The organism is Streptomyces sp. NPDC005435, from assembly GCF_040703155.1.
Taxonomy (GTDB): Bacteria; Actinomycetota; Actinomycetes; order Streptomycetales; family Streptomycetaceae; genus Streptomyces.
Genome location: NZ_JBEXEQ010000010.1, coordinates 162,746 through 175,598 on the forward strand (window position 1 = coordinate 162,746; position 12,853 = coordinate 175,598).

At 71.3% G+C, this 12,853-nt stretch carries 16 protein-coding genes; 12 read left to right on the plus strand and 4 right to left on the minus strand.

What is annotated here, in order from left to right; all coding sequences use genetic code 11:
* The first annotated feature begins 53 nt into the window (after positions 1–53).
* Positions 54–992, plus strand: coding sequence for an NADP-dependent oxidoreductase (locus tag AB0898_RS15010; RefSeq protein WP_366803429.1), 939 nt, complete (start codon positions 54–56; stop codon positions 990–992).
* Positions 993–1,127: 135 nt separating this feature from the next.
* Here AB0898_RS15010 and AB0898_RS15015 read toward each other — a convergent pair whose 3' ends face one another.
* From AB0898_RS15015 to AB0898_RS15025, 3 genes are all read right to left on the minus strand, one after another.
* On the minus strand, positions 1,128–2,090 hold the full coding sequence (locus AB0898_RS15015) for an SDR family NAD(P)-dependent oxidoreductase (protein ID WP_366803331.1): 963 nt from the start codon (positions 2,088–2,090) through the stop codon (positions 1,128–1,130).
* 397 nt (positions 2,091–2,487) lie between these two features.
* Positions 2,488–4,701 carry an NACHT domain-containing protein gene (locus AB0898_RS15020; RefSeq protein WP_366803332.1) on the minus strand — a complete coding sequence of 738 codons (2,214 nt, stop codon included), beginning with the start codon at positions 4,699–4,701 and terminating at the stop codon, positions 2,488–2,490.
* Positions 4,702–5,135: 434 nt separating this feature from the next.
* Positions 5,136–5,780, minus strand: a complete 645-nt coding sequence (locus AB0898_RS15025; RefSeq protein WP_366803333.1) for a dihydrofolate reductase family protein — start codon at positions 5,778–5,780, stop codon at positions 5,136–5,138.
* A 213-nt stretch (positions 5,781–5,993) separates the two neighbouring features.
* On the opposite strand from AB0898_RS15025, the gene gvpO reads away from it, so the two are divergent.
* From gvpO to AB0898_RS15080, 11 genes are all read left to right on the plus strand, one after another.
* Positions 5,994–6,302 carry a gas vesicle protein GvpO gene (gene gvpO / locus AB0898_RS15030; RefSeq protein WP_366803334.1) on the plus strand — a complete coding sequence of 103 codons (309 nt, stop codon included), beginning with the start codon at positions 5,994–5,996 and terminating at the stop codon, positions 6,300–6,302.
* A gap of 28 nt (positions 6,303–6,330) precedes the next feature.
* The gene (locus tag AB0898_RS15035; RefSeq protein ID WP_366803335.1) at positions 6,331–6,765 is read left to right on the plus strand and encodes a gas vesicle structural protein GvpA; all 435 of its coding nucleotides are present in this window, start codon (positions 6,331–6,333) and stop codon (positions 6,763–6,765) included.
* A gap of 3 nt (positions 6,766–6,768) precedes the next feature.
* Complete coding sequence (locus tag AB0898_RS15040; protein WP_366803336.1) at positions 6,769–7,479, plus strand: GvpL/GvpF family gas vesicle protein; 711 nt, start codon at positions 6,769–6,771, stop codon at positions 7,477–7,479.
* Between the two features lie 38 nt (positions 7,480–7,517).
* Positions 7,518–7,763, plus strand: coding sequence for a gas vesicle protein GvpG (locus tag AB0898_RS15045; RefSeq protein WP_366803337.1), 246 nt, complete (start codon positions 7,518–7,520; stop codon positions 7,761–7,763).
* A gap of 101 nt (positions 7,764–7,864) precedes the next feature.
* Positions 7,865–8,479, plus strand: coding sequence for a hypothetical protein (locus AB0898_RS15050; protein WP_366803338.1), 615 nt, complete (start codon positions 7,865–7,867; stop codon positions 8,477–8,479).
* The gene (locus AB0898_RS15055) at positions 8,472–9,653 is read left to right on the plus strand and encodes an SRPBCC family protein (RefSeq protein WP_366803339.1); all 1,182 of its coding nucleotides are present in this window, start codon (positions 8,472–8,474) and stop codon (positions 9,651–9,653) included. The genes AB0898_RS15050 and AB0898_RS15055 overlap by 8 nt, the downstream gene beginning before the upstream one ends.
* 33 nt (positions 9,654–9,686) lie before the next feature.
* Positions 9,687–10,085, plus strand: coding sequence for a gas vesicle protein (locus AB0898_RS15060; protein WP_366803340.1), 399 nt, complete (start codon positions 9,687–9,689; stop codon positions 10,083–10,085).
* Positions 10,078–10,908 (plus strand): GvpL/GvpF family gas vesicle protein, encoded by an 831-nt coding sequence (locus AB0898_RS15065; protein ID WP_366803341.1) that lies wholly within the window; start codon positions 10,078–10,080, stop codon positions 10,906–10,908. Before AB0898_RS15060 ends, AB0898_RS15065 begins: the two co-directional genes overlap by 8 nt.
* Positions 10,905–11,144 (plus strand): gas vesicle protein, encoded by a 240-nt coding sequence (locus AB0898_RS15070; protein WP_366803342.1) that lies wholly within the window; start codon positions 10,905–10,907, stop codon positions 11,142–11,144. The genes AB0898_RS15065 and AB0898_RS15070 overlap by 4 nt, the downstream gene beginning before the upstream one ends.
* A gap of 3 nt (positions 11,145–11,147) precedes the next feature.
* On the plus strand, positions 11,148–11,447 hold the full coding sequence (locus tag AB0898_RS15075; protein ID WP_366803343.1) for a gas vesicle protein K: 300 nt from the start codon (positions 11,148–11,150) through the stop codon (positions 11,445–11,447).
* A gap of 63 nt (positions 11,448–11,510) precedes the next feature.
* Entirely contained in the window at positions 11,511–11,942 is a 432-nt protein-coding gene (locus tag AB0898_RS15080) for a hypothetical protein (protein WP_366803344.1), read from the plus strand.
* A 124-nt stretch (positions 11,943–12,066) separates the two neighbouring features.
* Here AB0898_RS15080 and AB0898_RS15085 read toward each other — a convergent pair whose 3' ends face one another.
* Positions 12,067–12,834: an SDR family oxidoreductase gene (locus AB0898_RS15085; RefSeq protein ID WP_366803345.1), complete on the minus strand. Its 768-nt coding sequence runs from the start codon at positions 12,832–12,834 to the stop codon at positions 12,067–12,069.
* Positions 12,835–12,853 lie beyond the last annotated feature (19 nt).

Sequence of the window (12,853 nt, forward strand, 5' to 3'; positions counted from 1 at the left end):
TGGTACGCGCGGCCGGCCCCGGCGAACCTGGACGTATGACGAATCACGCCACCATGCGCGCCATCAGCCAGGACGAGTACGGCACCCCCGAGGTCCTGAAGGAGACCGAGCTGCCCCGCCCGCAGCCGGGCCCCAGCGAGATCCTGGTCGCCGTCCGCGCCGCCGGTCTCAACCCGACCGACTGGAAGCACCGGGCCCACCGCGTCTTCCTCGACCGGCTCCCCCTCGTCCTCGGCTGGGAGGCGTCCGGCGTCGTGGAGGCGGTCGGCTTCGGCGTGACCCTCTTCAAGCCCGGCGACGAGGTCTTCGGGATGCTGCCCTACCCGCACGGGGTCGGCGCCCACGCCGAGTACGTCACCGGTCCCGCCCGCGCCTTCACGCACAAGCCCGCCGCGATCGGCCACGTCCAGGCGGCCGCGCTGCCGCTGGCCGCGCTCACGGCGTACCAGGCGCTCGTGGACACCGCTCAAGTCCAGCCCGGGCAGCGGGTGTTGGTGCATGCCGCCGCCGGTGGCGTCGGGCACCTCGCCGTGCAGATCGCCAAGTCGCTCGGGGCGTACGTGATCGGTACGGCGAGCGCGCCGAAGCACGAGTTCCTGCGGTCGCTCGGGGCGGACGAGGTGATCGACTACCGGTCCGTCGACTTCCGGGAGGCCGTGCGGGACGTGGACGTGGTGCTGGACGCCATCTCCGGTGACACACGCGCCCGTTCGCTCGACGTGCTGCGTCCCGGCGGGGTCCTCGTCTCGCTGCTGCCCGGCACCGATCCGGAGGAGGCGGCGAAGGCCGCGGCCCGTGGGGTACGGGTGGAGACGCTGCTCGTGGAGGCCGACCAGGCGGGGATGAAGGCCGTCGCCGAACTGGCGGCCTCCGGCGCGCTGCGGGCCCACATCGAGGAGGTGTTCCCGCTGGCGGAGGCGGCGAAGGCGCATGCGCTGGGGGAGACGGGGCGGACGACTGGGAAGATCGTGTTGGTGGTTGACGCGGGCTGAGGCCTCTTGGCGGGGCTGGTAGGGCTGACTGGCCTGGCGGGGCTGACTGGCTTGACGGGCTCCAGGTGTGATGATCCGGCTCGCGTCGGCGGTGGCGAATCCCACCGCCGACGCGAGCCGGAGCCGTATCGGGGGCTACTTCTCGAACGCGTTCACGCCCGTCAGCTCCGCCGACAGCTCCCACAGCCGCGCCGCCTGCTCCGGGTCGGTCGCCCAGGCCTTCACACCGGACCAGGCGCCGTCCTCCGGGGTGAGTTCGGCGATGTCGCAGTCTTCGAGGTAGAGGCCGCCGAGGGTGTCGAGCTGGGGGGAGGTGGCGGCCCAGACCTGGGTCGCGGCGCCCTGCTCGGGGGTCTTGAAACCGGGGTTCGCGGGGTTGCCCTGTTCGTCGATCCAGCCGCGCTCGATCATCTCCTCCTTGGCCAGGTGGCGCTGGAGGGGCGTCATGATCCCGCCGGGGTGCAGGGAGAAGGCGCGGACGCCGGAGTCGCGGCCGAGCTTGTCGAGGTGGAGGGCGAAGAGGGCGTTCGCGGTCTTGGCCTGGCCGTAGGCCTGCCACTTGTCGTAGCCCTCGTTCCACTGGACGTCGTCCCAGCGGATGGGGGAGAGACGGTGGCCGCTGGAGGACACCGACACCACCCGGGCGCCGCCGTCCGCGAGCGCCGGCCACAGTCGGTTGGCCAGGGCGAAGTGGCCGAGGTGGTTGGTGGCGAACTGGGCTTCCCAGCCGGGTCCCACCCGGGTCTCCGGGCACGCCATGATCCCGGCGCTGTCGATCAGGATGTCCACGGTGCGGCCCGATGCGAGGAACCGCTCCGCGAACGCGCGCACGCTGTCCAGGTCGCCGAGGTCGAGCTCGTCCACCTCCACGTTGTCGAGGCCCGCGAGTGCGGCTTGGGCGGTTTCGGTACGGCGCGCCGGCACGACGACATGCGCGCCCGCCTTCGCCAGGGCGCGGGTCGTCTCCAGGCCGATGCCCGAGTAGCCGCCGGTGACGATCGCGAGCTTGCCGGTGAGGTCGATGCCGTGCAGGACCTCGTCGGCGGTGGTGTCGGCCCCGAAGCCGGAACCGATCTTGTGCTGTGCGGGAGTGGTCATGTCGGGAACGGTACGGATTTGAGTGCACGCGAAGTCAAGGGGGCTTGCGGGGGGGTGGGGGGAGGTGGGCTCGGTTGGGGGTCAGTGGGGGTGTGGGGGGTCGTGTTTCGGGGTGGGGGTTTGGTTGACGCTGTCCACGTAGCGTAGGGCGATTTGGACGTCGGACTCTGTTACGCCTTTTTCTGCGAGTTCGAGGAGGAGCTGCTTTGCTTCTGGGCGCTCGGGCCAGGCGAGGGTGAGGAGTTTCAGGGGCACGTCACTTGTATCGCGGAGGGTTGCCGCTGCGTTTGGTACGCAGGTGTAGGTGTCTTCCTGGTCCGGCCACCGTTCTCCAAGCGCTCGCAGAGCAGCAGGTGTCACCCCGGTGGGCCAGGGCGGCCGGGCAAGTTGGACGGCTTCACGCGGGGTACGGCACAGCGCCGCGGCGACGACATGCGGCGTGCTTCCCGGATCGAAATCCATCCATGTGCGGTGCCAGCGCTGGAAGCGCTCCCGGCCCGTCCAGGACCAGGGGAAGGCCATCAAGGCGGGAACCGCGCCGTCCAGATTGACGTAAGGGTTGTTCACCAGCTGGGCGATCAGGGAATCCAGGACGGCATTCGGTACGGGAAGGCGCACGCGGAATCCGGTGGGCCTCGGCCAGAACCCGGATGGCGAATTCCAGGAACGCCGACCGCAACCGAAAGTCCCGGTGCGACCGATTGTCCCGGTGCATCCGGAGAAGCCGCGCGATGAACGTGGCGTGTTCCGCCTCCGCCTGTCGGCTGATCTCCCCGATGAACAGCAGGATGACCTCGTGCCAGACAGGATTCACGGCGCGCTCGGCCAGCATGTCGATCAGCTGTTCCGGGGTCCACTCGCGTCCCGCGTACCGCTGGCCGAGGTCTCGTGCGGCCAGGTATTCCAGGAACGTCCGGTGGACGAAGTCGTACATGCCCGCGCCGTAGGGGTGCAGCAGGAACGCGCGGTCCTGGAGGCGTTCGACCATGGCGTGGGCGACGATGCGGCCGACGTTGGGCTCGTAGTTCATGTCGGTGGTGACGTAGTCGGCGATCATGACGGTGAGGTCGGCGCGGGAGATGAGGGGGCTGCCGCCGGGGGTGCTCGCGCTCTCCTGGAGGCGGCGGGCGAGGCGTTCGAGGAGTTCTTGCAGGAGGCCCGTGTCGAGTTCGTCGAGGGCGGCGGCGACCTCGGGGTGGTGCCGGCGGGGGAGCGTGAGGTGTTTGGCGTCGCGGTCCCAGCGGCCGGTGAGGACCTCGACGGCGTGACCGTAGACCTGGCGGCGGTCGCGGGGGATGGTCGCGCCGAGGCCGATGGAGGACAGGATGGTCAACAGCAGTGGGTTGCCCGCGAGTTCGGCCACCGAGGTGAACCCCCGTACCGCGCCGATCAGACGCTCGCTCAGACGCGACGCCTCGCCGGGCTCGTCGGGGTGGGCGGCGGCGTACCAGCGGCGGATGAACGACTCGATCTGCCGCCGGGACAGGTTCTCGATCTTGGCCCGGCTGAAGCCCGCGTTGGTGAACACCTCCGGGGCGAAGCCGATGACACGCGAGGTGACGACGACGCGTACGTGCGTGTGCACCTCGGCGAACGCGGCCACCTGGCGCGCGACTTCGGCCCGTCTGCACGGGTCGAAGATCTCGTCCAGGCCGTCGAAGACGACCAGCACCGGCCGGTGCGTACGCTCCAACAGGTATTCCAGAACGTGCCGGGGCAACCCCATGCGTTCGGTGGCGTCGAACTCCTCCCAGAAGTCCTCCACGGTCCGCCCCTGCCACTGCTTGCCGTCGGCGAGCCGGCGCAGTTCCACCACGACCGGCACCGCCCCGGCCGCCACCAGCTCGCGCAGTTCGGAAGGCACCTCCGGCAGGCCGCCGGCGAGGGCCAGCGCGAGATAGCGCGACAGTGTCGACTTGCCCGCCCCGGGGTCTCCCAGCAGCACCAGGCGTCGTCCCTTGGGCGAGGCGACCGCCTCCAGCACCGGCACCGGTGGCCGCTCCACCCGCGACTTGTGCCACGCGTGGACCTGATCCGCGCGCAGACCGGGTGGCGGTTCCTCGGCCGGCACCTCGCCGCGTTCCACGAGTTCCTGCCAGAGGCGGGCCGGCAGGTCAGACTTCGGCGCGTCCCAGGATGCGGGCGGTGCCTCGAAGACCTGCGGCAGCCGGATCGCGGGCTGCTCACCGGCCCGCTCGCTCCCGCCGAGCACATCGAGGTTCAGCCGGCCGCACGTCTGCATCAGGCGCGTGAAGTACCGCTCCACGGCGGCGTCCGCCTCCGCCTCCTCGCCGGAAGCGGAGGTGGACGCCGCCGACGCCTTGCGCCGGACCGCCCCGGCGTTCTCCCGGTGCGCGGCCTCCAGGAGCCTCCGCCAGTCCCGGCCGCCCACGTCGGAAGCGAGCCACGCCCGCCTCACCCGGCCGTCGCCTTCGAGCGTCCGGGCGCCGGTCCAGGACGCCCACACCGCGACCATCGCGAGTACCTGATCGGCGCTGCCCGGCTGCGGAACGCTGAAGCTTGCGAGCGTGCTCGGCGCCCAGCGGCTGGCGACCTTGCCCTCCCACGAAGACGTACCCGACAGCCCGGTCCCGCGGACCTGCTTCTCCAACGGCCTTTGCAGACCGCGCCCTCCGTGCCGTTGGCGATAGGCGGCCTCCGCCTCAACTCGCAGCGCACGCAGCCTGCGATACAGCGCCTCACGGTGAACTCCCACAGGCCTCGGCGCCCTTCGACGCCGTTCACCCGAAACAGGTGAACCGGGCAACCGGCCCCCACCGGCGCGGACCAGCAGATTAGTACCCGACTCGCCTCACGCGCCCGGTACTTGGGACCACATCACCCCCACCAGGCCAGTCTTGAATCAACGCCGGGCCCGGCGCACCGACCGAGACCAACACCGCCACCTGGGGGAGACCCGCCATGGCACACCGCCGCCGCAAGCCCGCGAAGCCCGGCACCCGTACCCGTACCACCTTGTCGCAGGGGTGGAGTGGTGGCTGCGCGCCCAGTGACGGCTCCTCTGTCTGTGCCAGACGGCGCGCGCTACTTCCGCCAGAACAAGTGATGCGTCACCCCGCTCGGGCTCGGTACGACGTCCATATGGAAGCGGTCCAGGAGGTCGTCGGGGGAGTCCCACAGGCGCAGGCCGTGGCCGAGTTTCACGGGGGAGACCGCCACATGGAGCGTGTCGACCAGGTCGGCGTCGAGGAACTGCCGGATGGTCGAGACGCCGCCGCCGAGCCGGACATCCTTGCCCTGCGCGGCCTCCCGCGCCTGCGCGAGGACGGTCGCCGGGTCGCCCGACACGAAGTGGAACGTGGTGTCCGAGAGCGTCAGCGGGGGACGCTCGTGGTGGGTCAGGACGAAGACCGGGGTGTGGAACGGGGGTTCGTCGCCCCACCAGCCGCGCCACTCGTCGCCCTGCCAAGGCCCGCGTACGGGGCCGAACTTGTTGCGGCCCATGATCTCGGCGCCGATGTTCCGTGGGTAGTCCCGGGTCAGGTAGTCGTCCAGGCCCCGGCTGCCCCCGGGGTCGGTCCGCATGGGCCAGCTGGCCGTCGCCCCGGCCCAGGCGAACAGCCGCCCGGGATCGACGTGGCCGAACGGCCGTTCCAGGCTCTGGTCCTCCCCGGCGCCGATGCCGTCGCTGGAGACGTTGAAGTTCTGGACCCGCAGCAGCTGTGTCATGTGTTCCCTCCGAAGCGGAAGCCTGTGCCGGCACCTCGCCGACGGGACTTGGACCGTGTGGAACGACGGAACTCATCGGGTGGATACGGAGTCCCTTCTCCCCACGCCCGTACGGACGCGAGGCATACGTGAGAGTCGCACGGGCACGCGAAGCAGAAGTCGTAGAGGACGGATGAAGACCGTCTTCAAGAAAGCTTCCGGCGGGCGGAGTTCATGAGCGGCAACGACGACGAGAGCCAGAAGGACGGCAAGAACACGGAAGAGCGGCTGGACCTGCCGACGGTCGTCAGCCGGGCGGGCAGCCAGCTCTCCGCGTTGCTGCAACGCGAGGCGGGCGCGGTCTCGGCGGTGCGGGCGACCGATGACGGGTGGTCCGCGGAAGTCGAAGTGGTCGAACTGGAAAGGGTGCCGGACACGATGAGCGTCATGGCGTCCTACCGCATCGAACTCGACCACCGCGGCCGCCTCCTCGGCTACGAACGGCTGCGCCGTTACGCCAGGGGCCAGATCGACCGCCGCTGAACCGCGGTCGCACGGAAAGGAGTTCACCATGACACTCGTCCAGCAGAGCAGTACCACCTCCGGAGGGAGCGGCTCGGGAAATCTCTACGACGTCCTCGAACTCATCCTCGACCGGGGGCTCGTGATCGACGCGTTCGTCCGCGTCTCGCTGGTCGGCATCGAGATTCTCAAGATCGACGTACGGGTCGTCGTCGCCAGCGTGGACACCTATCTCCGGTTCGCCGAGGCGTGCAACCGCCTCGACCTGGAGTCGGGCCGCAAGGCGCCCAGTCAACTCACCGACCTCGTGGGTGACATGACCGAGAGCGGGGCGAAGGGGAAGTCGAAAGGAGCGCTGACGGGAGCGGTCGAGGCCTTCACGGACTCCCTCCAGGGCAAGCACGACGAGCCCGAGGAGGAGCCCCGCAAGCGCACCGCCCGCAAGTCGACGTCCAGCCGCCAGTCCGCCCGCCGCGAGGAGTAGGAAGTGCCCACTTACGTGTACGGCATCACCGGTGCCGATCATCCCCTGCGCCTCGACGACGTACGCGGCGTCGGCGAACCCCCGGCCGAGCTGCGGACCGTACGGACCGGCACGCTCACCGCCGTCGTCAGCGACGCGCCCGAGGGGCTGCGCGCCAAACGCCGTGACGTCCGCGCCCACCAGGGGGTCCTGGAGGCGCTGATGGCCGACGGCGCGACGCTTCCCATGCGCTTCGGACTCCTCGCGCCGGACGACGACGAGGTCGCGGCGGCGCTCGACGCCGAGAGCGACGGCTACCGCAGCCGCCTGGCCCAGCTCGACGGCCAGGTCGAGTACCACCTCAGGGTCGTGCGCGACGAGGACGACCTGCTGCGCGAGATCGTCAACAACTCCGAGCGGGTACGGGAGTTGCGGCAGCGCACGCTGGCCGACCCGGGCGCGCACGACGAGCGGATCGCCCTCGGCGAGACGGTCTCCCACGAGGTGGAGGCCCGCCGCGCCGCCGAGGCGCGGGTGCTGTCCGACGCGCTGTCCCCCCACGCGACCAGCGTCTCCCCCGGGGAGCCCGGCACCGACATCCTCAGCGTCTCGTTCCTCGTCGAGGACGCGAAGGCGGACACGTTCGTCCAGACCGTGCAGCGCGAGGCCGAACGCCTGGGTGACGCCTACACGTTCACCCTCACCGGTCCGCTGCCGCCGTACAGCTTCGTCTGAAGCGGCCGCACGCGGCCATCGCCGGAAGGGAGTCGGCCATGGGCCTGATCACCGGCATCCTCACCCTCCCGCTCGCCCCGGTCCGGGGCACGGCCTGGGTCATCGGCCAGGTACTGACGGCGGCGGAGCGCGAGTACTACGACCCCGAGCCGGTGCGTCGCCAACTCACCCAGTTGGAGAGCGAGTTGACCGAGGGGCGCATCTCCGAGGAGGAGTACGACCGCCTGGAGGACGAGCTGCTCGACCGGCTGGACGAGATCGAGCGGTACCGGCAAGGGGGTTGACCGGCAAAGGGGTTCAGAGAGGCGGGTGCGGTGAGGAGGCCGAGCCGGTCCATGAGGAACCGCGACGAGAGAAGAACGGAAGAAACCGGGGTGCACACACCATGACGAAGAACGCCAAGATAGCCGTCGCTCTCGTGGGCGGATACGTCCTCGGGCGCACGAAGAAGGCCAAACTGGCCCTCGGGCTGGGCATGTTCCTGGCCGGCAAGAAACTCGACCTCGACCCCCGGCGGGTCGGCAAGCTCATCGCCAACTCGCCCGCGCTCGGCGGACTCAACGACCAGGTACGGTCGCAGCTGGTCGACGCCACGCGCACGGCGGCCACCGAGGCGCTGACGCAGCGGGCCGCCGGACTGGCCTCGTCGCTCGCGAAGCGTACGGAGGCCCTGCAGGACCCCACGGGCGTCAGCGACAAGGTGCGGGACGGCGACGGCGGCTACGCGGACGACTCCGCCGACGCCACGGACTCCGCCGACTCCGCCGGTGAGGAGCCGGCCCGCCGCAGGTCCTCCGGCGACAGCGGCCGCGCCCCCGCCCAGCGGGCCCGCTCGGCCCGCTCCTCCGCCGAGGGCGGCACGCGCCGTACCGCCGGGACCGCCCGCAAGCGCACCGGCGGCACCGCGAAGTCCGCCGCCACGAAGGCGAGCAGCGGCGCCCGCAGCGCCAAGAAGCGGACCACCTCCACGCGCAAGAGCGGCGGTGACAGCGATGCCTGACTCCACCGTCGGCAAGATCCGCGACGACGTGCTGTCGAACCCCGCCACCGACCGGCTCAAGGAAGAGCTGCGCAACTACCTGGTCGCGCGCGCCGAGCACACGGTCACCGGCCTCGGCCGGCGGCTCGGGGAGGGTGTCTCCAGGCTGGCGGAGCCCGGTGCCGCCTCCGGCCCGCTGAAGAGTCTCGCCAAGGGCGGGCAGGCGCTGGCCGACGGCAAGTCCCCGGCGCAGGCCGCGATGAGCGCGGGCGTCTCCCACCTCAAGGAGACCGTGAAGGACAAGGTCAAGGGCCTGTTCGGCAAGGGCCGCAAGGCGGGTGGCGGCAAGTCCAAGAGCGTCACCATCGTCGAGGACATCGACGTGGGCGTGCCGGTGCGCGAGGCGTACGACCAGTGGACCCAGTTCCAGGAGTTCAGCACCTTCGCCAAGGGCGTGGTGAGCGTCGAGAAGGCGGACGACACCAGCAGCAACTGGAAGGTCAAGGTCGCCAAGTCCACGCGGAGTTGGAAGGCCAACGTCACCGAGCAGGTCCCCGACGAGCGGATCAGCTGGACGACCGAGGGCGCCAAGGGCACCGTCAAGGGCGTCGTCACCTTCCACGCCGTCACCGACGACCTCACCAAGGTGCTGCTCGTCCTGGAGTACTTCCCCAAGGGCCTGTTCGAGAAGACGGGCAACATCTGGCGCGCCCAGGGCCGCCGCGCCCGGCTCGACCTCAAGCTCTACCGCAAGTTCCTCATGATGCGCGGCGAGGCCACCGACGGCTGGCGCGGCGAGATCCGCGACGGCGAGGTCGTCGTCCCGCACGAGGAGGCGGTCGAGCGCGAAGAGGCCGAGGAACAAGAGCAGTTGGAAGGCCCCGCGGAGGAGGAGCGGGACTCGGAGGCCCCGGAGCGCGACGAGTCCGACGAGTCCGACGAGTCCGGCGACGAGGCCTACGAAGACGACGACGAACTCGATGCCTATGACGACGAGTTGACGGACGAGGAGCCGTACGACGAGGAGGAGCCGGAGGGTTACGAGGACGAGGCCGAACTCTCCGACGGCGAGCCGTCCGAGGCCGCCGACGAAGAGACCGCGCTCTCCGACGACGACGAGCCCGAGCCTTCCGACGACGAGCCCGCTCCCCGGGGCTCCCGGCGCCGCCGCCGTACCGCCGGCGCGCGGGCGTGAGCGGGGACCGGCCGACAGACAAGGGGTGACGACGTGACCGATTCACTCAGCGGCCGCCTGCCCGCTCCCACGCGCTCCGCGTCCCCGTACGCGGGACAGGGGTCGTCCGCGAACCTGGCCGACATCCTGGAGCGAGTCCTCGACAAGGGCATCGTGATCGCGGGTGACATCCAGATCAATCTGCTCGACATCGAGCTGCTGACCATCAAACTCCGCCTGCTGGTGGCCTCGGTGGACAAGGCCAAGGAGATGGGCATCGACTGGTGGGAGCACGACCCCTCCCTCTCCTCGCGGGCGCCCTCCCGTGCCCCGGCCCCCGAACTCGCCGAGGAGAACGAGCGGTTGCGCGCCGAGATCGCCCGGCTGCGCACGGCCGCCGGCCAGGAACCCGCGCTGGAGGCGGAGTCCGAGGGGAGGCCCGGTCATGAGTGACGCGGAACTGCGGTACGTCTACGCGGTCGGCCGGGACGAGCGGGCGCTCGACCGGGTGACGGGCCTGGTCACCGGGGTGGACGGGCACGATCTGCGCACCGTGCGCGGCGGCGGGCTGGCCGCCCTGGTGTCCGCCGTCCCGGCCGGCCGGTTCGACGAGGCCGCGCTGACCGCCCAGTTGGAGGATCTGGACCGCCTGGAGAGCCTGGCCCGCGCACACCACGCCGTCGTGGACGCGGCCTTCGCCGAGGCGACGGTCCTGCCGCTGCGCCTCGTCACGGTGTACCGCGACGACGCACGGGTGGCGGCGATGCTCGACGAGCGGCGGGTGCCGTTCGGCGAGCTGCTGGACCTGCTCGACGGCCAGGTGGAACTCGGCGTGAAGGTGTACGCCGTACCGCACGCCGCCGCGCCGGCACCCGCGTCCGAGGTCCCTGAGCAGGCCACCACACCCGGACGTGACTATCTGCGGCGCCGCAGGGCCCAGCGGGACACCGCGCGGCACGCGTACCGCGTCGCGACCGGCGTCGCGGAGGCCGCGGCGCGGGAGGCGGAGGCGCTGGCGGCGGCCCGGGTGACGCACCGGCCCCAGCAGGGGGAGTGGTCCGACGGACGGGGCGAGAACGTGGCGAACGAGGCGTACCTCGTGCCGCTGGGCGCGATGGCGGAGTTCCGCGACCGGCTGGAGGCGCTCGCGCGGCCGGGGGCGGTGGTGGAGGTGACCGGGCCGTGGGCGCCGTACTCGTTCGCGACGTGGGAGCCGCGGGAGTCGCAGGAGCCGCGGCCGGCTGAGGAGGCCCCGGCGGGCGGGGGGCGGCCATGAGCGTACGTACCGCCGGCGTCCACGACCCCGAGCCCCTCTCCGGCCCGCCCGTCGCCCTCATCGACCTGCTGGACCGGCTGCTGAACGGCGGCGCCGTCCTCACCGGCGATCTGGTGCTGAGTATCGCCGACGTGGATCTGGTCCATATCAATCTCCGCGCGGTCATCCGGTCGATCACCTCCGGCGAACCGGCTCCCCAGGAGGCTTTTCCCCGGCCGCGCGGTCAGGAGTGCTGAGCGATGTCCGAAAGCCAGGGAATGGCGAGTCCGCGGTGGAAGACCGATTCCGACACGGTGGAGCGGGACCTCATCAAACTGGTCCTCACCATCGTGGAACTGCTGCGCCAGCTGATGGAGCGGACCGCGATCCACCGCGTCGACCAGGGGGACCTCAGCGAGGAGCAGGAGGAACGCATCGGCGTGACGTTGATGATCCTCCAGGAACGAATGGAGGAATTGTGTGAACGGTACGGCCTCACGATGGATGATCTGAATATGGATCTCGGCCCGCTGGGATCATTGCTCCCGCGTGAATTCTGAGCGATTTCCGATGCGGTGCCGAAAACCTGTTTGGGTTACAGAACCCGGGACAGAAGGAGCATCATGACCACCGAGAACAAGAACACCCGGAATTCGACCGCCAACGGCGCCAAGAAGGCCGCCGCTTCTCGGACGGCCACCGCGCGGGACACCGCCCGCGAGGCGAAGGACACGGCGCTGGACGCCAAGGAGACGGCGCACGAGGCGACGGGCACGACCGCCGCCGGGGTCCAGGCGGCCGGTCAGGCCGCCCAGCGTGTGAGCAAGGCGGCGGCCGTGGGTCTCCAGAGCGGGCAGCAGGCCGTGACGGCCAACGCCGCCAAGGTCGCCGCGGCCGCCGGGTCGGCGTGGACGGTCGTCAAGCACCGCAAGGCGATCGCCGCCGGAACCGCCGCCGCGGTGGCGGGCGTCGCCGGAGCGGCCTTCGCGATAGGCCGCTCGACGGCCAGGACCCAGGCGGGCCCCCTGACCCGCCTCACCGGCGGCCGCATCTGAGGCCCCACCCCGGCCCGCACCCGGACGCCCCAACGACGAGGCCGGTCCCGCCAATTCGACGGCGGGACCGGCTTTGCCGTGTCCGTACGACGCCGACGTACGACGTCCGCTGCCCGGCGCCCGCTCACCCCGGCAGCGTGCTGACCTCGCCCCCGTCGGCATAGAGGACCGCGCCGTTGACGTAACTGCTCGCGGGGCCGGCCAGGAAGGCGGCGGCGTCGGCGATCTCCTCGGCCTCGCCCACCCGGCCGCGCGCGTTGACCCGGTCGAGTACGTCAAGGCCGTCCCCGAAGATGGCGGAGAGGCCCTCGGTCCGCACCGGGCCCGGGGAGACGGCGTTGACGCGTACACCGCTGCCGCCGAACTCGGTGGCCCAGTAGCGGGTCAGGGTCTCGACGGCCGCCTTCGAGGCCGCGTAGGCGCCGCCGATCGGTGCGGGGCTCCTGGCCGCGCTGGAGCCGATGGTGACGATCGCGCCGCGGCCGCGTCGGACCATGCCCGGCGCGAGGGCGCCCACAAGGAGGAACGGCGCCCGGGTGTTGACGGCGAAGTGCCGGTCGAAGGCGGCGGCGTCGGTCCGCGCGGTCGGCCTCAGGTCGTACACCCCCGCGTTGTTCACCAGGATGTCCACCTCCCCCGCCTCGGCGGCCAGCCGGAGCGTGTCCTCGGCGTCGGTCAGGTCGGCGGCGACGAAACGGGCCGTGCCGCCCTGGCGCGTGATCTCCTTCTCCACGGCCTCGCCCCGGGCCCGGTCCCGGCCGTGCAGGACGACCCGCGCCCCCTGCTCGGCCAGCCGCTGCGCCACCGCCCGGCCGATGCCCGAGGTGGCTCCGGTCACCAGGGCGGTGCTGCCGCTCGGGCCGGTACTGCCCCGCAGGTCGGTGCTGCTCATCGCACATCCCACTTCCCGT

What these genes read in the sequence shown, in the direction of transcription:
- gvpO (WP_366803334.1), top strand. Translation starts at nt 5,994, where the DNA reads ATGAGCGGCAACGACGACGAGAGCCAGAAGGACGGCAAGAACACGGAA.
- AB0898_RS15050 (WP_366803338.1), top strand. Translation starts at nt 7,865, where the DNA reads ATGACGAAGAACGCCAAGATAGCCGTCGCTCTCGTGGGCGGATACGTC.
- AB0898_RS15045 (WP_366803337.1), top strand. Translation starts at nt 7,518, where the DNA reads ATGGGCCTGATCACCGGCATCCTCACCCTCCCGCTCGCCCCGGTCCGG.
- AB0898_RS15070 (WP_366803342.1), top strand. Translation starts at nt 10,905, where the DNA reads ATGAGCGTACGTACCGCCGGCGTCCACGACCCCGAGCCCCTCTCCGGC.
- AB0898_RS15065 (WP_366803341.1), top strand. Translation starts at nt 10,078, where the DNA reads ATGAGTGACGCGGAACTGCGGTACGTCTACGCGGTCGGCCGGGACGAG.
- AB0898_RS15055 (WP_366803339.1), top strand. Translation starts at nt 8,472, where the DNA reads ATGCCTGACTCCACCGTCGGCAAGATCCGCGACGACGTGCTGTCGAAC.
- AB0898_RS15015 (WP_366803331.1), bottom strand. Translation starts at nt 2,090, where the DNA reads ATGACCACTCCCGCACAGCACAAGATCGGTTCCGGCTTCGGGGCCGAC.
- AB0898_RS15075 (WP_366803343.1), top strand. Translation starts at nt 11,148, where the DNA reads ATGTCCGAAAGCCAGGGAATGGCGAGTCCGCGGTGGAAGACCGATTCC.
- AB0898_RS15085 (WP_366803345.1), bottom strand. Translation starts at nt 12,834, where the DNA reads ATGAGCAGCACCGACCTGCGGGGCAGTACCGGCCCGAGCGGCAGCACC.
- AB0898_RS15025 (WP_366803333.1), bottom strand. Translation starts at nt 5,780, where the DNA reads ATGACACAGCTGCTGCGGGTCCAGAACTTCAACGTCTCCAGCGACGGC.
- AB0898_RS15035 (WP_366803335.1), top strand. Translation starts at nt 6,331, where the DNA reads ATGACACTCGTCCAGCAGAGCAGTACCACCTCCGGAGGGAGCGGCTCG.
- AB0898_RS15080 (WP_366803344.1), top strand. Translation starts at nt 11,511, where the DNA reads ATGACCACCGAGAACAAGAACACCCGGAATTCGACCGCCAACGGCGCC.
- AB0898_RS15010 (WP_366803429.1), top strand. Translation starts at nt 54, where the DNA reads ATGCGCGCCATCAGCCAGGACGAGTACGGCACCCCCGAGGTCCTGAAG.